15 protein-coding genes are annotated in these 19,711 nt (G+C 57.4%); 10 read left to right on the forward strand and 5 right to left on the reverse strand.

What is annotated here, in order from left to right; translation table 11 throughout:
• Positions 1-162 precede the first annotated feature (162 nt).
• The 5 genes from zapE (at position 163) to sspB (ending at position 3,966) form a co-directional block, all read left to right on the forward strand.
• On the forward strand, positions 163-1,293 hold the full coding sequence (gene zapE, locus ACN28Q_RS15140) for a cell division protein ZapE (protein WP_095847102.1): 1,131 nt from the start codon (positions 163-165) through the stop codon (positions 1,291-1,293).
• Positions 1,294-1,555: 262 nt separating this feature from the next.
• On the forward strand, positions 1,556-1,984 hold the full coding sequence (rplM, locus tag ACN28Q_RS15145) for a 50S ribosomal protein L13 (protein ID WP_004958166.1): 429 nt from the start codon (positions 1,556-1,558) through the stop codon (positions 1,982-1,984).
• A gap of 15 nt (positions 1,985-1,999) precedes the next feature.
• Positions 2,000-2,392 carry a 30S ribosomal protein S9 gene (gene rpsI, locus ACN28Q_RS15150; protein ID WP_004937080.1) on the forward strand — a complete coding sequence of 131 codons (393 nt, stop codon included), beginning with the start codon at positions 2,000-2,002 and terminating at the stop codon, positions 2,390-2,392.
• A 432-nt stretch (positions 2,393-2,824) separates the two neighbouring features.
• A complete protein-coding gene (gene sspA / locus ACN28Q_RS15155) occupies positions 2,825-3,466 on the forward strand; it encodes a stringent starvation protein SspA (RefSeq protein ID WP_095847103.1) in 642 nt (213 codons plus the stop codon).
• Between the two features lie 5 nt (positions 3,467-3,471).
• Complete coding sequence (sspB, locus tag ACN28Q_RS15160) at positions 3,472-3,966, forward strand: ClpXP protease specificity-enhancing factor (protein WP_095847104.1); 495 nt, start codon at positions 3,472-3,474, stop codon at positions 3,964-3,966.
• 78 nt (positions 3,967-4,044) lie between these two features.
• On the opposite strand, the gene ACN28Q_RS15165 is transcribed toward sspB, so the two are convergent.
• Positions 4,045-4,821: a DeoR/GlpR family DNA-binding transcription regulator gene (locus tag ACN28Q_RS15165; protein WP_095847105.1), complete on the reverse strand. Its 777-nt coding sequence runs from the start codon at positions 4,819-4,821 to the stop codon at positions 4,045-4,047.
• A 286-nt stretch (positions 4,822-5,107) separates the two neighbouring features.
• On the opposite strand from ACN28Q_RS15165, the gene ACN28Q_RS15170 reads away from it, so the two are divergent.
• The gene (locus tag ACN28Q_RS15170) at positions 5,108-6,451 is read left to right on the forward strand and encodes an aspartate aminotransferase family protein (protein ID WP_095847106.1); all 1,344 of its coding nucleotides are present in this window, start codon (positions 5,108-5,110) and stop codon (positions 6,449-6,451) included.
• 90 nt (positions 6,452-6,541) lie between these two features.
• Here the strand turns inward: ACN28Q_RS15170 and ACN28Q_RS15175 are convergent, their stop codons facing one another.
• Positions 6,542-7,960: a glutamate synthase small subunit gene (locus tag ACN28Q_RS15175; RefSeq protein ID WP_095847107.1), complete on the reverse strand. Its 1,419-nt coding sequence runs from the start codon at positions 7,958-7,960 to the stop codon at positions 6,542-6,544.
• 10 nt (positions 7,961-7,970) lie between these two features.
• On the reverse strand, positions 7,971-12,434 hold the full coding sequence (gene gltB / locus ACN28Q_RS15180) for a glutamate synthase large subunit (RefSeq protein ID WP_095847108.1): 4,464 nt from the start codon (positions 12,432-12,434) through the stop codon (positions 7,971-7,973).
• Positions 12,435-13,139: 705 nt separating this feature from the next.
• Here gltB and mnmL point away from each other — a divergent pair.
• The 4 genes from mnmL (at position 13,140) to mtgA (ending at position 18,130) form a co-directional block, all read left to right on the forward strand.
• The gene (gene mnmL, locus ACN28Q_RS15185) at positions 13,140-14,066 is read left to right on the forward strand and encodes a tRNA modification radical SAM protein MnmL/YtqA (RefSeq protein ID WP_095847109.1); all 927 of its coding nucleotides are present in this window, start codon (positions 13,140-13,142) and stop codon (positions 14,064-14,066) included.
• Between the two features lie 104 nt (positions 14,067-14,170).
• On the forward strand, positions 14,171-16,513 hold the full coding sequence (arcB, locus tag ACN28Q_RS15190) for an aerobic respiration two-component sensor histidine kinase ArcB (protein WP_095847110.1): 2,343 nt from the start codon (positions 14,171-14,173) through the stop codon (positions 16,511-16,513).
• 239 nt (positions 16,514-16,752) lie between these two features.
• Entirely contained in the window at positions 16,753-17,409 is a 657-nt protein-coding gene (gene elbB / locus ACN28Q_RS15195) for an isoprenoid biosynthesis glyoxalase ElbB (protein WP_095847111.1), read from the forward strand.
• Entirely contained in the window at positions 17,402-18,130 is a 729-nt protein-coding gene (gene mtgA, locus ACN28Q_RS15200) for a monofunctional biosynthetic peptidoglycan transglycosylase (RefSeq protein WP_095847112.1), read from the forward strand. The genes elbB and mtgA overlap by 8 nt, the downstream gene beginning before the upstream one ends.
• Positions 18,131-18,505: 375 nt before the next feature.
• On the opposite strand, the gene dolP is transcribed toward mtgA, so the two are convergent.
• Complete coding sequence (dolP, locus tag ACN28Q_RS15205) at positions 18,506-19,081, reverse strand: division/outer membrane stress-associated lipid-binding lipoprotein (RefSeq protein ID WP_095847113.1); 576 nt, start codon at positions 19,079-19,081, stop codon at positions 18,506-18,508.
• 9 nt (positions 19,082-19,090) lie between these two features.
• Entirely contained in the window at positions 19,091-19,681 is a 591-nt protein-coding gene (gene diaA, locus ACN28Q_RS15210) for a DnaA initiator-associating protein DiaA (protein ID WP_095847114.1), read from the reverse strand.
• Positions 19,682-19,711 lie beyond the last annotated feature (30 nt).

Consider the following 19,711-nt stretch of genomic DNA (forward strand, 5'->3'; position numbering starts at 1 on the left):
TGGTTATCGCAGTGGCGATAACGGTGGCGATAACGGTGCGAAGCAGCGCCGATAAGCGCCGAAAATTGGCAAAATAAATATTAGCCGTAATTAGATTTCAAGATGTGGCGGAGGGCGGCATGCAGGCCGCAGCTTGAACGATAAAAGGGAAATAGGGAACAGATGCAGGCACAGTCACCGTTAGCACGTTACCAGCAGGCGCTGGCGGCGGGCGAGTATCAGCCCGACGAGGTTCAGCACCAGGCCGTTACCCGCCTGGAGGGGATTTACCATGAGTTGCTACAGCGTACGCCGGCCGCACCGGCACAGGCCGCCGGGCTGCGCGGCGCGCTCAGCCGCTGGCTGGGCAAGGGCGCCCCGGCGGTGGTAACCCGCCCGGCGCAGGGGCTGTACATGTGGGGCGGCGTCGGGCGTGGCAAAACCTGGCTGATGGATCTGTTTTTCCATAGCCTGCCGGGCGATCGCAAGCTGCGCCTGCATTTCCACCGTTTTATGCTGCGGGTTCATGAGGAACTGGCCGAGTTACAAGGGCATGAAAACCCGCTGGAGATCGTCGCCGACGGCTTTAAGGCGCAGGCCGACGTGTTGTGTTTCGATGAGTTTTTTGTCTCGGACATTACCGATGCCATGCTGCTGGCAACGCTGTTGCAGGCGCTGTTCGCCCGCGGCATTACGCTGGTGGCGACCTCGAACATCCCGCCCGACGATCTGTACCGCAACGGTTTGCAGCGCGCCCGTTTTCTGCCGGCGATCGCGTTGATCAATGAATTCTGTGAGGTGATGAACGTCGACGCGGGCATTGACTACCGGCTGCGTACGCTAACGCAGGCGCACCTGTATCTGGCGCCGTTGAACGCGCAAACGCGGCAGGAAATGGATCAAATGTTCCTGCGGCTGGCGGGCCGGCCTGGCGACGATGCCCCGGTGCTGACGATTAACCACCGCCCGTTACAGGCGATCCGCGCGGTAGATGGCGTGCTGGCGGTTGATTTCCATACCCTGTGCGAAGAGGCGCGCAGCCAGCTCGACTATATTGTGCTGTCGCGGCTGTACCATAGCGTTATGCTGTACAATGTGCAGATCATGGGCACGGAGGCGGAAAACACCGCGCGGCGCTTCCTGGCGTTGGTGGACGAATTCTATGAGCGCAACGTTAAGCTGGTGATCGCCGCGGCCGCGCCGATGGCGGAAATCTATCAGGGCACGCAGCTTAAGTTTGAATATCAACGCTGCCTGTCGCGCCTGCAAGAGATGCAGAGCGAAGCGTACCTGCAGCGCCCGCATTTGCCGTGATCGCATGCTGGGCCCGCTTCTCCGGGCCCGTTTCGGCGATAAATGCTTTTTCAATTCAAAAACTGTTCGATCTTTGCAAACGACTTCTCTATAATCTTGCGACCCCACGTTACAACAAAGTTTTTTTCCCAAAAACTTTATAGTGCCGGCAATGGCTATTCGAAGGGGTAGGTTTGCTGGACTTGATGGTCGTGTGAGCCTCAACTGTTTTCGAGCGTTTGGGTGTTCACCAACGTGTAACTAATTATTGGGTAAGCTTTTAATGAAAACTTTTACAGCTAAACCAGAAACCGTAAAACGCGACTGGTACGTTGTTGATGCGGACGGTAAAACTTTGGGCCGTCTCGCTACTGAACTGGCTCGTCGTCTGCGCGGCAAGCATAAAGCGGAATACACTCCGCACGTTGATACCGGTGATTACATCATCGTTCTGAACGCTGAAAAAGTTGCTGTAACCGGCAACAAGCGTAATGACAAAATGTACTACCACCACACCGGCCACATCGGTGGTATCAAAGAAGCGACCTTTGAAGAGATGATTGCCCGCCGTCCTGAGCGTGTGATTGAAATCGCGGTTAAAGGCATGCTGCCAAAGGGTCCGCTGGGTCGTGCAATGTTCCGTAAACTGAAAGTTTACGCGGGCACTGAGCACAATCATGCGGCACAGCAACCGCAAGTTCTGGACATTTAATCGGGATTAATGGCAATGGCTGAAAATCAATACTACGGCACTGGTCGCCGCAAAAGCTCCGCCGCTCGCGTCTTCATCAAGCCGGGCAACGGTAACATCGTTATCAACCAACGCAGCCTGGAACAGTACTTCGGTCGCGAAACTGCCCGCATGGTAGTTCGCCAGCCGCTGGAACTGGTTGACATGGTTGGTAAACTGGATCTGTACATCACCGTTAAAGGTGGTGGTATTTCCGGTCAGGCGGGCGCTATCCGTCACGGTATCACCCGTGCACTGATGGAGTACGATGAGACTCTGCGTTCTGAACTGCGTAAAGCTGGCTTCGTCACTCGTGATGCTCGTCAAGTTGAACGTAAGAAAGTCGGTCTGCGTAAAGCACGCCGTCGTCCGCAGTTCTCCAAGCGTTAATTTTTACTGCCCTGGCAGTATGGTTTACGCGAAAACCCGGTGTTTCACCGGGTTTTTTTATGCCTGGCATTCGGCGCGCACCGCCAGAATCGATGGCGGGCGAAACAATTCAGCACGAAATGGCCGCACGGCCCCCACAAAACAGACAAAATCTGGTAAACTATTATCCACTTTTGCGCCTGTTCGCCGAGCAGTTGCCGTCAGTTTACCTCCGAGGCCGGTTTCCCCAGACCCAAGGTTTATCTGCCAGCTGCTGGCCTGCGGTCAAGAACATTCAGGATAGCAGCCTGAAATACCCGCACTGGAAGTATGACGGGTATACCCGATAGATTTCACGTGCAGCAAAGGGCAAGCGAAAGCGCCACTGCAGTCTGAAAGCTGGCGGGGAGCGTTGGCTATTCGCAGTATTTTCTAAATAACTTGGAGGTTTTCATGGCTGTCGCTGCCAACAAACGTTCGGTAATGACGCTGTTTTCTGGCCCGACCGACATTTTTAGCCATCAAGTACGTATTGTACTGGCGGAAAAAGGTGTTAGCGTCGAGATCGAGCAGGTTGATCTGGATAACCTGCCGCAGGATCTGATTGACCTCAATCCCTACCAAACGGTGCCTACCCTGGTTGATCGCGAGCTCACTCTGTATGAGTCCCGCATCATTATGGAATACCTTGATGAGCGCTTCCCACACCCGCCGCTGATGCCGGTTTACCCCGTTGCGCGTGGTGAAAGCCGTTTGATGATGCTGCGCATTGAGAAAAACTGGTATTCGCTGATGTACAAAATCGAGCAGAGCAACGGCCAGGAGGCAGAATCCGCCCGCCGCCAACTGCGCGAAGAACTGCTGGCGATCGCCCCGATCTTCGGCCAGACGCCGTATTTCATGAGCGAAGAGTTCAGCCTGGTGGATTGCTATCTGGCGCCGCTGCTGTGGCGTTTGCCGCAGTTGGGTATTGAGCTGAGCGGTACGGGTTCAAAAGAGCTGAAAGGCTACATGACCCGCGTCTTTGAACGCGATGCGTTCCTGGCATCCCTGACCGAAGCCGAGCGTGAAATGCGCTTGCAGACCCGGGGCTAAGCGTTATGGATATGTCTCAGATGACCCCGCGCCGTCCGTATCTGCTGCGGGCCTTCTATGACTGGCTGTTGGATAACAACCTGACGCCGCATTTGGTGGTTGATGTGACGCGTCCTGACGTAATGGTGCCGATGGAGTTTGCCCGCGATGGCCAGATTGTGCTGAACATTGCGCCGCGTGCGGTGGGCAATCTGCAACTGGGCGACGACGGCGTGCTGTTTAACGCCCGCTTTGGCGGCGTGCCGCGCCAGGTTTCGGTACCGATGGCCGCTGTGCTGGCGATCTACGCCCGTGAAAACGGCGCGGGCACGTTGTTCGAATCGGAGCCGGCCTATGAGGCGGGTAACGAAGCCGAAGGCAGCGCTGAAGATAGCGCGCCGGCTGATAATCTCTCGGTTATCGATGGCGATCGCCCGGATACTGGCGATGACAATGGCCCGGATGATGAGCCGCCGCAGCCGCCGCGTGATGGCCGCCCGGCGCTGCGCGTGGTGAAGTAACGCTTTGCTACCGCTCGTTTTTCCAGACGACAGAACGGCCCAACACGGGGCCGTTTTTTTTGCCTTCAGGCCGGCGGTTTAGCCGATCAATACCCGTGGCAAATCGCGCTTGAGCGCCGCGAAAGCCGGCTGCTTGTCGGCGTTGCTATCGGTAATCAATAGCGCGATCTCACTCGGCGTGGCGTAAACCATTCGGCTGGTTGCGCCGAGCTTGCTGTGATCGGCCAGCAGCACCAGTTGGTTTGCCTGTTGCGCCATCGCCCGTGCAATGGCGGCTTCATATGGGTGGAAGCTGGTGGCGCCGCTGCGGGCGTCGATCCCTACCGGGGAAAGCATCGCTACGTCGGCGCGGTAGCGGTAAATCTCGTTGACTGTAAGATCGCCGCGCGTTTCTTTGGCTCCGGCCTGCATGCTGCCGCCGAGCAGGATCACCGTGTTTTTCATCGCTTCATATTCTTCGGTGGCGCTCAACACCAGCGCCGCATTGAGGCTATTGGTAATGATGGTGATGCCGGCCAGTGAACGCAGTTCTTCGGCCAGCATGGTGGTGGTGCTGCCGGCATCGATAAACAGCGTCTGGCCTGGGTGCAGTAACTGCGCCGCCGCCCTGGCGATGGCGCGCTTTTCTTTGGCCTGCACGGTGCTGCGTACGTTAAGCGGCAGCTCCGGCGCCGTATCTACCGCCACGATCCCGCCGTGAACGCGCCGCGCTGCCCCTTGCGATTCAAGCTCAATAATGTCGCGCCGGGCGGTTTCGCGTGAAATACCCAGCTCTTTGATAATTTGTTCCGTACTCACCTGGTTGAGCGTGGTGAGTAGGGCACGGATGCGATGCAATCGGGTTTCCTGCAGCATAGTTCTTCTTCAGTTGGTGAGCGCGCGTTGCCCTTTGCGGGGTATTGGGTGATTTTGTGCTTTTTTGTTGCTGTTTTGCAAAAGGTTTTTTTAGCCGCTTTGCCGCGCTGCCAGCGGTGGCACTGATCCAAAAAAGTGCAATGCCACGCCCTGCTTTTGTGCATTAATATGTAGTTGTGTATTTTATTGCATTTTAATAAAAATACGCCATGATAGTGGGCAGATGAGGGTACTGACGATCCTTTGTTCTCAAATCCGCTTTACACCACTTTGAATGGGAGTGACCATGGCAACGCGTTCAACCATCATGGATACCAACAGTTTTCGCGCCGAGCATGCGGACGAACTGGATGCTGACATTCGCAAATTGACCGACAAGCGCCAGCAGGTTCTGGGGGAATCGTATCGGCTGTTTTACCGTAACCCGGTGCACCTGGTGCGCGGCAAAGGCCAGTATCTGTGGGATGCCGCCGGTAATCAGTATCTTGACGTGTATAACAACGTCGCCAGTATCGGCCACTGCCATCCGGCGGTGATTGAGGCGGTGCAGCAGCAAATGATGCAGCTCAACACCCATACCCGTTATCTGCATGAGCGCATCCTGGATTATTCAGAAGCGCTGTTGGCCACCATGCCGGCAGAGATCGATCGCGCGATGTATATGTGCACCGGCTCGGAAGCCAACGATCTGGCGATCCGTGTTGCGCGCGCTTACAGCGGCGGCACCGGCATCATCGTCAGCCAGGAGGCTTACCACGGCACCAGTGATTTAACCTCCGGGGCTTCACCGGCGCTGGGCAGCGGCCAGGCATTGGCGCCCACCACCCGCCTGGTGCCGCCGCCTGATCGTTACCGCGTTGGCGCCGCGGATTTGGGCGCATGGTTTGCCAATGAGATCCAAAAGCAAATTGACGATATGGCCGCGCACGGCATCAAGTTCGCCGGTTTCCTGGCGGATTCCATTTTCTCTTCCGACGGCGTGCTGCCGGGCCCGAAAGGCTTCTTGCAGCAGGCGGTGGACGTGGTGCATAAAAACGGCGGTATTTTCATTGCTGATGAAGTGCAGCCGGGCTTTGCCCGTACCGGTGATGCCTTCTGGGGTTTTGCCCGCCACGGCGTGGTGCCGGATATTGTGACCACCGGTAAACCGATGGGTAACGGCATTCCGGTGTCGGCGCTGCTGGCTAAAAATACCGTGCTTTCGGCTTTTAGCGATCAAATCCCTTACTTCAATACTTTTGGCGGCAACCCGGTGGCGATGGCCGCTGCGCAGGCCGTGCTACAGGTGATTAAAGACGAAGGTTTGCAGGAGCATAGCCGGGTTGTCGGCGAAGAGTTGCTGGCGGCACTGCGTACGTTGATGGACAAATATGCATGCGTGGGTGATGTGCGTGGCGCCGGGTTGTTCATTGGCTTTGAGCTGGTCAGCGATCGTGAAACGAAAACGCCGGACAAACAGCTGGCGCTGGATCTGATCGAAAAGCTGCGTGAAAACCGGGTGCTGACCTCGGTTGCCGGGCCGTACGGCAACGTGCTGAAACTGCGCCCGCCGTTGGCTTTCCAGCGCGAGGATATCGACTGGCTGGTCGGGGCGCTGGATAAATCGCTGGCGGCGCTCAACGCGGTGTAAGCCAACGCGGCCATGTTTGCCAGGCGATAAAAAAATGCCAGTCAGCACAACTGACTGGCATTTTCGTTAGCGCAGGCAGGCTTTGCCGGCTCAGACTTCCAGGTAGTTCATGATGCCGTCGGCGGCTTTGCGCCCTTCGGCGATCGCCGTCACTACCAGATCCGAACCGCGCACCGCATCGCCCCCGGCAAAGATTTTCGGGTTGCTGGTTTGGAAGGCGTTTTCGCAGCCTTCCGGCGCCACGATACGGCCTTGTTTATCGAGCTGTACGTCGTGCTGGGCCAGCCACTCCATCTTATGCGGGCGGAAGCCGAACGCCATGATAACCGCATCGGCATCCAGCACGTGTTCCGAGCCGGGCACCTGTTCCGCCGCCCGGCGCCCATTGGCATCCGGCTCGCCCAACTGGGTGCGCACCATCTTCACGCCGCATACGCGCCCGGCGCTGTTGAGTTCGATACTCAACGGCTGCAGGTTGAATTTGAATTCAACGCCTTCTTCGCGCGCGTTCTTCACCTCACGCTTGGAACCCGGCATGTTGGTTTCATCACGGCGGTAGGCACAGCTCACTTGGGTGGCGCCCTGGCGCACCGAGGTGCGAACGCAGTCCATCGCGGTATCGCCGCCGCCCAGCACCAGCACGCGTTTGCCTTGCAGGTTGACGTACGGTTCGTGCTCTGGCGAGGCGTAACCCATCAGGTTTTTGGTGTTGGCGATCAGGAACGGCAGGGCATCGTACACGCCTGGCGCATCTTCGTTTTCCAGCCCGCCGCGCATCGACTGATAAGTGCCCACGCCCAGGAACACGGCGTCGTAGTCGGCCAGCAGCGTCTCCATGGCGATATCTTTGCCGACTTCGGTATTGAGTTGGAACTCAATGCCCATCTCGCTGAAGATCTCGCGGCGTTTTACCATCACTTCTTTTTCCAGCTTGAACGCCGGGATGCCGAAGGTCAGCAGGCCGCCGATTTCCGGGTGGCGATCGTAGACCACCGCTTTTACGCCGTTGCGGGTCAGCACGTCAGCACAGGCCAGGCCGGCCGGGCCGGCGCCGACAATCGCCACGCGTTTGCCGGTGGGCTGCACGTTGGACATATCCGGCTTCCAGCCCATCTCGATCGCTTTATCGTTGATATAGCGCTCAATATTACCGATGGTCACGGCGCCGAACTCACTGCTCAGGGTGCAGGAGCCTTCACACAGGCGATCCTGCGGGCACACGCGGCCGCAGACTTCCGGCAGGCTGTTGGTCTGGTGCGCCAGATCGGCCGCTTCCATGATGCGGCCTTCGTTCGCCAGCTTCAGCCAGTTTGGAATGTAGTTATGAACCGGGCATTTCCATTCGCAGTAAGGGTTGCCACAGGCCAGACAACGGTCGGCCTGTGCTTTCGCCTGGGTTTCTGAAAACGGTTCGTAAATCTCGATAAATTCAATTTTACGGATCTTCAGCGGTTTTTTCGGCGGATCAACGCGCTGCAAGTCGATAAATTGATAAACATTCTGACTCATTAATAACCTCTTACTGCGCCTGAACCCGCAGCTCGGCTGCGGAACGACTACGGTGACCCAACAATGCTTTGACATCACTGGACTTCGGCTTGACCAGCGCAAACTTCGGCGCCCATTCCGGCCAGTTGGCCAAAATCTCTTCCGCGCGCGTAGAGCCTGTCGCCTGCACGTGTTCCGTAATCAGGCCGCGCAGGTGCTCTTCGTGAATGGCCAGTTGATCGACGTCCAGCACTTCCACCAGCTCTGCGTTGACGCGTTTACGGAATTCGCCGTCTTCATCCAGCACATAGGCGAAGCCGCCCGTCATACCGGCACCGAAGTTGATGCCGGTTTTGCCCAGCACGCAGACGATGCCGCCGGTCATGTATTCGCAGCCGTTGTCGCCGATGCCTTCCACCACGGTGATGGCGCCGGAGTTACGCACCGCAAAGCGCTCGCCCGCCCGGCCGGCGGCGAACAGTTTACCGCCGGTGGCGCCATACAGGCAGGTGTTGCCGATGATGCTGGCTTCATGGCTACGGAAGGCCGAGCCCACCGGTGGGCGCACCGCGATGCGGCCGCCGGCCATGCCTTTGCCTACGTAGTCGTTGGCGTCGCCGGTCAGGGTCATTTCCACACCGCCGGCGTTCCAGACGCCGAAGCTCTGGCCCGCGGTGCCGGAGAAGTGCACCCGGATCGGATCTGCCGCCATGCCCTGATCGCCATGCGCCGCAGCAATCGCGCCGGACAGCGTTGCCCCGACAGAACGATCGGTATTGCGGATATCGAAGTAGAAGGTTTTGCTTTGCTTCGCTTCGATATGGGGTTCCGCCTGCGCCATCAGCTCCTTGTTCAGCAGCCCCTGGTCAAACGGTGGGTTGCTGCCTTCGGTGCAGTACAGGGCTTTGCCCGGATGCGGCGTGGCAGTTTGCAGCAACGGCGCCAGATCCAGCTTGTGTTGCTTGGCTGAAATACCTTCCAGCTCCTTCAGGAACTCGGTGCGGCCAATCAGATCCACCAGTTGGCTCACGCCCAGCTCCGCCATGAGCTCGCGGGTTTCACGCGCGATGAAGCGGAAATAGTTTGTCACGCGTTCCGGCAGGCCGTGGAAATGGTCGCGGCGCAGCTTCTCATCCTGCGTGGCGACGCCGGTCGCGCAGTTGTTCAGGTGGCAGATACGCAGGTATTTGCACCCCAGCGCCACCATTGGGCCGGTGCCGAAGCCGAAGCTTTCCGCGCCGAGGATCGCCGCTTTAATGATGTCGGCGCCGGTTTTCAGGCCGCCGTCCACCTGCAGGCGGATTTTGTGGCGCAGGCCGTTGGCCACCAGCGCCTGCTGGGTTTCCACCAGGCCCAGTTCCCACGGGCAGCCAGCATATTTGACGGAGGTGAGCGGGCTGGCGCCGGTGCCGCCGTCGTAGCCGGCGATGGTGATCAGATCGGCATAGGCTTTGGCCACGCCGGTGGCGATGGTGCCGACACCCGGTTCAGAGACCAGTTTCACCGAAATCACCGCCTTCGGGTTCACCTGCTTCAGGTCAAAGATCAGCTGAGCCAAATCTTCGATCGAGTAGATGTCATGGTGCGGCGGTGGCGAGATCAGGGTTACGCCCGGTACCGAATAGCGCAGCTTGGCGATATACGGGGTGACTTTATCACCCGGCAGTTGGCCGCCTTCGCCCGGCTTGGCGCCCTGCGCCACTTTGATCTGGATAACGTCGGCGTTAACCAGGTAGGCCGGGGTGACGCCAAAGCGGCCAGAGGCTACCTGTTTAATGCGCGATACTTTGTTGGTGCCGTAGCGCGCCGGGTCTTCACCGCCTTCGCCGGAGTTGGAGAAGCCGCCGAGGCTGTTCATCGCCAGTGCCAGTGACTCATGGGCTTCCGGGGAGAGGGCGCCGATGGACATCGCCGCGGTATCAAAGCGTTTGAACAGCGATTCCGCCGGCTCCACCTGATCCACCGGGATCGGCGTGCCCTGCGGTTTGATCGCCAGCAGATCGCGCAACATCGCCACCGGGCGTTCGTTCACCAGCTTGGCATAGGCCTGGTAATCACTGTATTCGCCGCTGTGCACCGCTTTTTGCAGCGTACTGACCACGTCCGGGTTGTAGGCGTGGTATTCGCCGCCGTAGACGAATTTCAGCAGGCCACCCTGTTCAAGCGGTTTGCGTTTCAGCCAGGCCCGCTTGGCCAGGTTTTGCAGATCCTGCTGGAAATCGCTGAAGCTGGCGCCGCCGATACGGCTGACCACGCCCTGGAAGCAGAGGTTGGTCAGATCGCGGTGCAGGCCGACGGCTTCAAACAGCTTGGCGCAGCGGTAAGAGGCGACGGTAGAAATGCCCATCTTGGACATAATCTTGTACAGCCCCTTGTTGATGCCGTTGCGGTAGTTGAGCATCACGTCGCGGTATTTTTTATCGCCCATCGCCTGGGCATCCACCAGACTGGCCAGCGTTTCGTAGGCCAGATATGGGTAGATGGCGGTGGCGCCGAAGCCCAGCAGCACCGCAAAGTGGTGCGGATCGCGCGCGCTGGCCGTTTCGACAATGATGTTGGCGTCGCAGCGCAGGCTCTTTTCCACCAGGCGGGTTTGCAGGGCGCCAACGGCCATCGGCGCGGGCACCGGCAGGCGGCTCGGGCTGATGGCGCGATCGGACAGCACCAGCAGCACCGCACCGGCGCGGACTTTTTGCTCCGCTTCTTCGCACAGCGCGTGGACTTTCTGTTCCAGATCCTGCTGTGCCGGATCGAAGGTCAGATCGAGAGTTTCGACCTGGTAGTGTTCCCCTTCCAGCGAGGTCAGCTGTTTGAAATCGGAATACAGCAGGATCGGCGATTTGAAGCTCAGGCGGTGCGCCTGGCCTTCGGCTTCGCAGAAGACGTTCATTTCGCGGCCGATGCAGGTGGCCAGCGACATCACGTGCGCTTCGCGCAGCGGATCGATCGGCGGGTTGGTCACCTGGGCGAACTGCTGGCGGAAATAGTCATAAATGATGCGCGGGCGGCTGGAGAGCACGGCAAACGGGGTATCGTCGCCCATTGAGCCGGTGGCTTCCTGGCCGTTTTCGCCCAGCACGCGGATCACCTGATCCAGCTCTTCGCTGGTGTAGCCGAATTGCTTCTGGTAGGTTTCCAGCTGCGCCTCATCCAGCTCGCGGGTGCCCACCTGCTCATCAGACAGCTCTTCGAACGGCACCAGGCGTTTGACGTTCTTTTCCATCCACTCTTTATACGGGTGGCGGCTTTTCAGATCGTTATCGGTTTCGCCCGAGTGCAGGATGCGGCCAGCGCGGGTGTCGATCACCATCAGTTCGCCAGGGCCGACGCGGCCTTTTTCCACCACTTCATCCGGCTGATAATCCCAAATGCCGACTTCGGAAGCACAGGTAATCAGCTTGTCTTTGGTGATGACATAGCGCGCCGGGCGCAGGCCGTTGCGGTCCAGATTACAGGCCGCATAGCGCCCGTCGGACATCACGATGCCGGCCGGGCCGTCCCACGGCTCCATGTGCATTGAGTTGAAATCGAAGAAGGCGCGCAGCTCCGGATCCATATCCGGGTTGTTTTGCCATGCCGGCGGCACCAGCAGGCGCATGGCGCGGATGATGTCCATCCCGCCGCTTAGGAACAGCTCCAGCATGTTGTCCAACGAGCTGGAGTCCGAGCCAGTTTCATTCACAAAGGGCGCGGCGTCGCGCAGATCTGGGATCAGCGGGGTTTTGAATTTGTAGGCGCGGGCGCGGGCCCATTGGCGGTTACCGGCAATGGTATTGATCTCACCGTTGTGCGCCAGATAACGGAACGGCTGCGCCAGCGGCCAGCGCGGCACGGTGTTGGTTGAAAAGCGCTGGTGGAACAGGCAGATTGCCGATTCCAAACGCAGATCGGCCAGATCGAGATAAAAGCGCGGCAAATCCGCCGGCATGCACAGGCCTTTATAGATCGTCACCAGGTTGGAGAAGCTGCAGACGTAGAAATCTTTATCGGTGACGCGTTTCTCTATGCGGCGGCGTGCCATAAACAGGCGGCGTTCCATATCACTTTGCAGCCAGCCAGCAGGGGCATTGACGAAAATCTGCTCAATACGCGGCAGGGAAGATAGAGCGATTTCGCCCAAAACGTCCGGGTTGGTCGGCACTTCGCGCCAGCCCACGATCGACAGCGTTTCGTTCTGCAGCTCTTCTTCCACAATGCGGCGGCTGGCACGGGCTTCTTCCTCATCTTGGCTAAGGAACAGCATGCCCACGGCGTAGTTTTTGGCCAAGCGCCAGCCGCGCTCTTCCGCAACCATACGGAAGAAACGATCGGGTTTTTGCAATAACAGGCCGCAGCCGTCGCCAGTTTTGCCGTCGGCAAGGATTGCGCCACGGTGCTGCATACGGGCCAGTGCGTGAATGGCAGTGCGCACTACCTTGTGGCTCGGTTCGCCTTCTATGTGGGCGATCAGGCCAAAACCACAGTTGTCCCTATCTTGGGATTTATCGTACAACATAATCAGTGAACCTCCCCAGGCTCTGTGCGACTCCCATAGCCGGTTTACGAGCTGCCTTCTTATATCCGGGCGGCTGTCAGGCGGCGCTATTTCTAACGCCCATCAGCACGTTTGCCCTTCGTTAGCAGCCTCTCGTGACGGCTATCACAAGTGGTTAATGACTTGTTTTCAGAGGGAGTCTTAAATTACTGCATAAATATGACGAGACGACGTGATCTTTGTCCGTCTAGAAAGCTTCCAGTGGACTTCCAACTTAGCGAGAAAGATTACGCAGGTCAAATATAGGGGTAAATGGCGCTTGCAGACGAAGAATGGCAGTTAATGGATTGAAAATTATATTATTTACCACCTGTTTTATGCTTATGAGTTATTGGTACAAGTAGATGGAAATGTGAACTGTATCACTATAGTGCAAGCCCTGAATCTCTGCACCATGCTAGTGCGAATGGGAATGGTGGCGTTTTATGCTGATAAACTCAATTTGGACGATTTTTGTCACTGTTTTTAATGCCGTTGTCATATTGGCCGCCATACCCCACGCAAAATTAAAAAAATCATTGCGCGTTAAATGCGTTTATTTGCATTTACATTGAATGATTATTCATTCGCATTTTTCGGCGGTAAGGCAGGTTGATCTCTGTCATCGCGGGAAAAGCCGTTTGTCATTAGCATCGGCGGCTTTGAATATAAAGAGCGCTCAAAATTATGCAGTTGCCGGAATTAGTCAATACGTTTGGTGCGGATCTTCAACGCCGTTTTGGCGAAAAGATCCATAAACTCACGCTGCACGGCGGGTTTAACTGCCCCAACCGCGACGGCACGCTGGGGCGGGGCGGCTGCACGTTCTGCAATGTGGCGTCGTTCGCCGATGAACAGATGCAGCAGCAGAGCATCAGCGAACAACTGGCGGCGCAGGCGCACAAGGTTAACCGGGCAAAACGCTACCTGGCTTATTTCCAGGCGTATACCAGTACTTATGCAGAAGTGGCGGTACTGGAAGCGATGTATCGCCAGGCGTTGCAGCAGGCGGATATGGTGGGGCTGTGCGTCGGCACCCGGCCGGACTGCGTGCCCGTGGAAGCGCTCGATCTGCTGGCGGGCTACCGCGATCGCGGTTATGAAGTGTGGCTCGAGCTGGGGTTGCAGACGGCGCACGATAAAACACTGAAACGCATCAATCGCGGCCATGATTTCTGCTGTTACCAGCAAACCACGCAGCGGGCGCGTGAACGGGGCCTGAAAGTGTGCTGCCACCTGATTGTCGGGCTACCTGGTGAGACGCGCGCTGACCATCTGGCGACGCTCCAGGCGGTGGTGGCCTGCGGCGTGGATGGCATCAAGCTGCACCCTTTGCATATTGTGGCCGGCAGCACCATGGCGCGCGCCTGGCAGGCCGGGCGCATTGCCGAACTGCCGCTGGATGAATATGCAGCCAGCGCCGGCGAAATGATCCGCCATACACCCGGTGCGGTGGTTTATCACCGCATTTCCGCCAGCGCACGGCGGCCAACCCTGCTGGCACCATTATGGTGCGAAAACCGCTGGAACGGCATGCAGGCGGTGGGGCACTACCTGCAGCAATACGGCGGCCAGGGATCGGCGCTGGACGCGCCGTTGCACTACCGCCCGTGAGCGCGGCCTGGCGCACAATCTTTCTCTATCCGTCGGCGTTTGGCGCCTTATCTCCCCCGTATTTTGCGGTATGATTCAGTCATTATGTTTTTGGGGAGCCGCTCATGAAGCAAATCCGGGTATTAGCCCAGTATTACGTTGATCTGATGGTGAAACTGGGGCTAGTGCGTTTTTCGCTACTGTTGGCCTCGGCGCTGGTGGTGCTGGCCATGCTGGTACAGATGGCGGTGACCATGCTGCTGCGTGGCGAGGTCGAAAGCATCGACGTAGTGCGCTCTATTTTCTTCGGCCTGCTGATAACCCCCTGGGCGGTCTATTTTCTGTCGGTCGTGGTCGAGCAACTGGAAGAGTCGCGCCAGCGGCTGGCCAGGCTGGTGGATAAGCTTGAAGAGATGCGCAACCGCGATCTGCAACTGAATCAACAGCTGCAAGACAACATTACCCAGCTCAATCAGGAAATCGCCGACCGCGTGAAGGCGGAAGAAGAGCGCCTGCAGGTGATGGATAAGCTTAAGGAAGAGATGGAACAGCGCGAGATGACGCAGATTGAGCTGGGCCAACAGTCGGCGCTGCTGCGCTCATTCCTGGATGCCTCGCCGGACCTGGTGTATTACCGCAATGAAGACAAAGAGTTTTCCGGCTGCAACCGGGCGATGGAGCTGTTAACCGGCAAGAGCGAAAAACAGCTGATCGGCCTGACGCCGAACGACGTCTACGGCAAGGATATCGCCGATAAAGTGGTCGAAACTGACGAAAAAGTGTTCCGCCATAACGTTTCGCTCACTTATGAACAGTGGTTGGTCTATCCCGATGGCCGTAAAGCCTGTTTTGAACTGCGCAAAGTGCCGTTTTACGATCGCGTTGGCAAACGCCACGGGCTGATGGGCTTTGGCCGCGATATTACCGAGCGTAAGCGCTACCAGGACGCGCTGGAGAACGCCAGCCGGGACAAGACCACCTTTATCTCAACGATCAGCCACGAGCTGCGCACGCCGCTTAACGGCATCGTTGGGCTTAGCCGCATCCTGCTGGATACCGATCTGAACGAGGAACAGCAGAAATACCTGAAGACGATTCACGTTAGCGCCATCACGCTTGGCAACATCTTCAATGACATCATTGAGATGGATAGGCTGGAGCGGCGCAAGGTGCAGTTGGATAACCAGCCGATTGATTTTACCGGCTTCCTGGCGGATCTGGAAAATCTCTCCGGGCTATTGGCCCAGCCGAAAGGCCTGCAGTTTGTGATGGAGCCGCAGTTGCCGCTGCCGCATAAGGTGATCACCGACGGCACGCGCCTGCGCCAGATCCTGTGGAACCTGATCGGCAATGCCGTGAAGTTTACCCCGCAGGGGCGGATCGTGGTGCGCGTGCGCTGCGAGCAGCCGGATATTCTGCTGTTTGAGGTCGAGGATTCCGGCATGGGGATCCCTGCGGATGAGCAGGAAAAGATTTTCGCCATGTATTATCAGGTGAAGGATCAGCGCGGCGGGCACCCGGCGACCGGTACCGGCATTGGGCTGGCGGTCTCTAAGCGCCTGGCGCAAAGCATGGGCGGCGATATCACGGTGAAAAGCGAACCCGGCCACGGCTCATGCTTTACGCTGGCTATCAAGGCGCCGGCCGTGGAGGAAGAGGTGAATGACGCGCAGGAAGAGGATGATTTGCCGCTGCCGGCGCTGCATATCCTGCTGGTGGAAGACATTGAGCTGAATGTGATTGTGGCGCGCTCGGTGTTGGAAAAACTCGGCAACAGCGTTGAAGTGGCGATGAACGGCCGCGACGCGCTGGCGATGTTCGATCCAGACGAATTCGATTTGGTGCTGTTGGATATTCAACTGCCGGATATGACCGGCCTGGATATCGCGCGCGAACTGCGCCAACGCTACGCCGGGCAGTCGTTGCCGCCGTTGATTGCGCTGACCGCCAATGTGCTGAAAGACAAAAAAGAATATCTTGAAGCTGGAATGGATGACGTACTGAGCAAACCGCTGTCTGTGCCGGCGCTTACCCGGGTGATTCAACACTATTGGGATCATCAACCGGCGCAGATCCCCCCTCAAAATACGGAGCACAAGGCGATGCAGATTAATGAAGCGCTACTGGATACCACGATGTTGGAGCAGTACATGGAGCTGGTTGGGCCGCAGTTGATTCACCAGAGCCTGGCAGTTTTCGAACAGATGATGCCTGGCTACCTGGCGGTGCTGGATTCCAATATGACGGCACGCGATCAGAAAGGCATCGTTGAAGAGGGCCATAAGATCAAAGGGGCCGCGGGATCGGTCGGGCTGAGTCACCTGCAACAACTGGCACAACAGATACAAACGCCAACATTGCCGGCATGGTGGGATAATGTGCAGGAATGGGTTGATGAACTCAAACAGGAGTGGCGTAACGACGTGGCGGTGCTGCGAGTGTGGGTTGAGAACGCTGAAAAAAAATAACCCCGGCCTAAGCCGGGGTGCGCGAATATTGCGCCAACACCAGGGAAATCATTAACCTGCGTAGTTGTTTTTTCTATTTTCATCTCGCAAGCCACTATAAGTTGGCTACCATCATACCGCTAACGGCGGGGTAAATGTAAGTCTTGTTGTAAGTTGATTCATTAAAATGTGTGATGTGGATTGGCATTTGTAAATTTAACTGGCGCGCCAGGCACCGGTCTTGATGGGGAGAATGGGGCATGAAACAGGTTGGAGTGGTACTCAGTGGATGTGGTGTTTATGACGGTTCGGAGATCCACGAAGCGGTATTAACCTTGCTGGCATTGGATCGGGCCGGGGCGCAGGCGGTGTGTTTTGCGCCCGATAAGCCGCAACATATTGTTATTAATCATGTATCTGGTGAGGCTATGCCGGAAGTGCGTAATGTGCTGGTGGAATCGGCCCGTATCGCCAGGGGCAAAATCCAACCGCTGGCCCAGGCCGATGCCGCGTTTTTGGACGCGGTGATCGTTCCCGGTGGTTTCGGTGCGGCGAACAATCTCAGCACTTTTGCCAGTGCGGCAGAAGAATGTCATGTCGATCCCGATTTGGCAAAGCTCGTGCAAAAAATGCATAAGTTGAATAAACCAATTGGGCTGATATGCATCGCCCCGGTGCTGTTGCCGAAGTTGCTCGATCGGCCGGTGCGCTTAACCATAGGTAACGATCCCGATCTGGGTGAGGTGATTGACGCCATGGGCGGTGTGCCGGTGACTTGCCCGGTGGGTGATATTGTCATTGATAATGAGAATAACGTGGTGACAACGCCGGCTTATATGCTGGCCCAATCCATTGGCGAAGTGGCGCAAGGGGTGGATAAGCTGGTCGCGCGGATAGTGGAACTGGCGAATGCGTAACTCTTCTCGTGGCCTGGTTACGCGCGCTTTGAGCTGGTTGAAGCGCGGCGTTATCGCCGTTGTCGGCCTGTGGCTGGTCGGGATCGTGCTTTTCGCCTTCCTGCCGGTGCCGTTTTCCGCTGTGATGGTTGAGCGGCAGGTGAGCGCCTGGCTGCGCGGTGATTTCAGCTATGTCGCCCATTCCGACTGGGTGCCGATGGATGACATTTCACCTTACATGGCGCTGGCGGTGATCGCCGCTGAAGATCAAAAATTCCCCGACCACTGGGGGTTTGATATCGAAGCGATTGAAAAGGCGTTTAGCCATAACGAACGCCGGCTGGCGCGTATTCGCGGCGCTTCAACGCTGTCGCAGCAGACGGCAAAAAACCTTTTCCTGTGGGACGGCCGCAGTTGGCTGCGCAAAGGGCTTGAAGCGGGCGTCACCAGCGGTATTGAGCTGGTATGGACCAAGCGGCGGATCCTGACGGTATACCTGAATATCATTGAGCTGGGCAACGGCGTGTTCGGCGTGGAAGCGGCGTCACAGCGTTTTTTCCACAAACCGGCCAAGCGCCTTACCGCCTCGGAAGCCGCGCTGCTAGCGGCGGTCTTGCCCAACCCGCACCGCTTTAACGCCGCGGCGCCTTCAGGCTACGTGATCCAACGCCAGCAGTGGATACTGCGCCAGATGCGGCAACTAGGCGGCGAAGGGTTCTTAAAGGAAAACAAACTGGATTGACCCGTTAAACACGTCCTGATAAGGCACTCTCCCCATCCCAATGAAGCTCAGTTGTTGATGCTAGCGAGCTTTTGTCTATGAACTACCAGAGGGCGAGAGTGAATCACTTACTGTAAAGACGGCTTCCGGCTGCTCCCTCTCCCTGCGAAGATCGACTATTGATATTAGTGAACTTTTGTCTATGAACTACCAGAGGGCGAGATTGAGTCTCTTACTGTAAAGACGACTTCCGGCTGCTCCCTCTCCCTGCGAAGATCGACTATTGATATTATTGAACTTTTGTCTATGAACTAACAGAAGACGAGAGTGAGTCACTTACTGTAAAGACGGCTTCGGACTGCTCCCTCTCCCTGCGGGAGAGGGTTGGGGTGAGGGCTATTTCACATAGGTAAACGCAGTCGTGACATGCTTCACGCCGCTCACCTGGCTGGCGATCTGGGCCGCGGACTGCCCTTCCTGCTGCGTAACTAGGCCCAGCAAGAACACTTCGCCATTCTCGGTCGTCACCTTCACGTTGGAAGATTTCACCGTGTCGCTGGTCAGCAACTGTGAACGAACCTTCGTGGTGATCCAGGTATCTGACGATGCGGTGCTCAGGCTAACCGGCGTGCCCTGGCGGATCTCGTTATACACTTCGGTTGCGCCATCAACCCCCATGGCGATCTGTTTCGCACGGCTTGAAAGATCCGTCGTCGGCGCCTGCCCGGTCAACAGCACCTTGCCCTTATAGGCGGTGGCGACCACTCGGGCATCTTTCTTCAGTTGTTCGTCCTTACTCAGTGCGTTTTCAACCCGCGCTTCCAGCGTACCATCATCGACCTGCGTGCCGATGCTGCGGGGATCGGTCGCGGTTTTGGTGGCAACGGCGGCGCTGCCGACGACAACTGCGCCGACACAACCTTGTAACAGCAGGGCGCTGAACAGCACTGCAAATGTGGCTTTAAGCTTCATCTCAGTTCCTTAATCGTCCTGGTGAGGAAACAACGTGTTATCTATCAAATCACACAGGCAGTTCACGGTTAGCATATGCATTTCCTGAATACGTGAACTCCGGTGTGACGGGATACGGATTTCAACATCCTGTTGGCCGAGCAACCCCGCCAACTCTCCGCCGTCGTAACCGGTAAGTGCAACGATAGTCATATCGCGCGTTACCGCGGCTTCGACCGCCTTCACAATATCACGGCTGTTGCCGCGGGTGGAAATTGCCAGCAGCACGTCGCCGGCATGGCCCAGCGCCCGAACCTGCTTGGCGTAGATTTCATCGTGCAGCCGATCGTTGGCGATGGCGGTCAGCACCACGTTGTCGGCGTTGAGCGCAATAGCCGGCAGGCTGGGGCGTTCGGTTTCAAAACGGTTGATCATGCTGGCGGCAAAATGCTGGGCGTTGGCCGCCGAGGTGCCGTTGCCGCAGCACAGGATTTTATTGCCATTGAGCAACGATTGAACCAGCGTCATCGCCGCGCGGGAGATGGCATCCGGCAGCGCTTCCGCTGCCGCTATCTGGGTTTGGATGCTTTCGGTAAAACAGACTTTGATTCTATCCAGCACGTTGTTTTAATCCACGAGTTCAAAGGGCCA

The organism is Gibbsiella quercinecans, assembly GCF_002291425.1.
In the GTDB taxonomy this organism is placed as follows: Bacteria; Pseudomonadota; Gammaproteobacteria; order Enterobacterales; family Enterobacteriaceae; genus Gibbsiella; species Gibbsiella quercinecans.

Coding starts and splice junctions, on each gene's coding strand:
- zapE (WP_095847102.1), top strand. CDS start 163: ATGCAGGCACAGTCACCGTTAGCACGTTACCAGCAGGCGCTGGCGGCG.
- rplM (WP_004958166.1), top strand. CDS start 1,556: ATGAAAACTTTTACAGCTAAACCAGAAACCGTAAAACGCGACTGGTAC.
- rpsI (WP_004937080.1), top strand. CDS start 2,000: ATGGCTGAAAATCAATACTACGGCACTGGTCGCCGCAAAAGCTCCGCC.
- sspA (WP_095847103.1), top strand. CDS start 2,825: ATGGCTGTCGCTGCCAACAAACGTTCGGTAATGACGCTGTTTTCTGGC.
- sspB (WP_095847104.1), top strand. CDS start 3,472: ATGGATATGTCTCAGATGACCCCGCGCCGTCCGTATCTGCTGCGGGCC.
- ACN28Q_RS15165 (WP_095847105.1), bottom strand. CDS start 4,821: ATGCTGCAGGAAACCCGATTGCATCGCATCCGTGCCCTACTCACCACG.
- ACN28Q_RS15170 (WP_095847106.1), top strand. CDS start 5,108: ATGGCAACGCGTTCAACCATCATGGATACCAACAGTTTTCGCGCCGAG.
- ACN28Q_RS15175 (WP_095847107.1), bottom strand. CDS start 7,960: ATGAGTCAGAATGTTTATCAATTTATCGACTTGCAGCGCGTTGATCCG.
- gltB (WP_095847108.1), bottom strand. CDS start 12,434: ATGTTGTACGATAAATCCCAAGATAGGGACAACTGTGGTTTTGGCCTG.
- mnmL (WP_095847109.1), top strand. CDS start 13,140: ATGCAGTTGCCGGAATTAGTCAATACGTTTGGTGCGGATCTTCAACGC.
- arcB (WP_095847110.1), top strand. CDS start 14,171: ATGAAGCAAATCCGGGTATTAGCCCAGTATTACGTTGATCTGATGGTG.
- elbB (WP_095847111.1), top strand. CDS start 16,753: ATGAAACAGGTTGGAGTGGTACTCAGTGGATGTGGTGTTTATGACGGT.
- mtgA (WP_095847112.1), top strand. CDS start 17,402: ATGCGTAACTCTTCTCGTGGCCTGGTTACGCGCGCTTTGAGCTGGTTG.
- dolP (WP_095847113.1), bottom strand. CDS start 19,081: ATGAAGCTTAAAGCCACATTTGCAGTGCTGTTCAGCGCCCTGCTGTTA.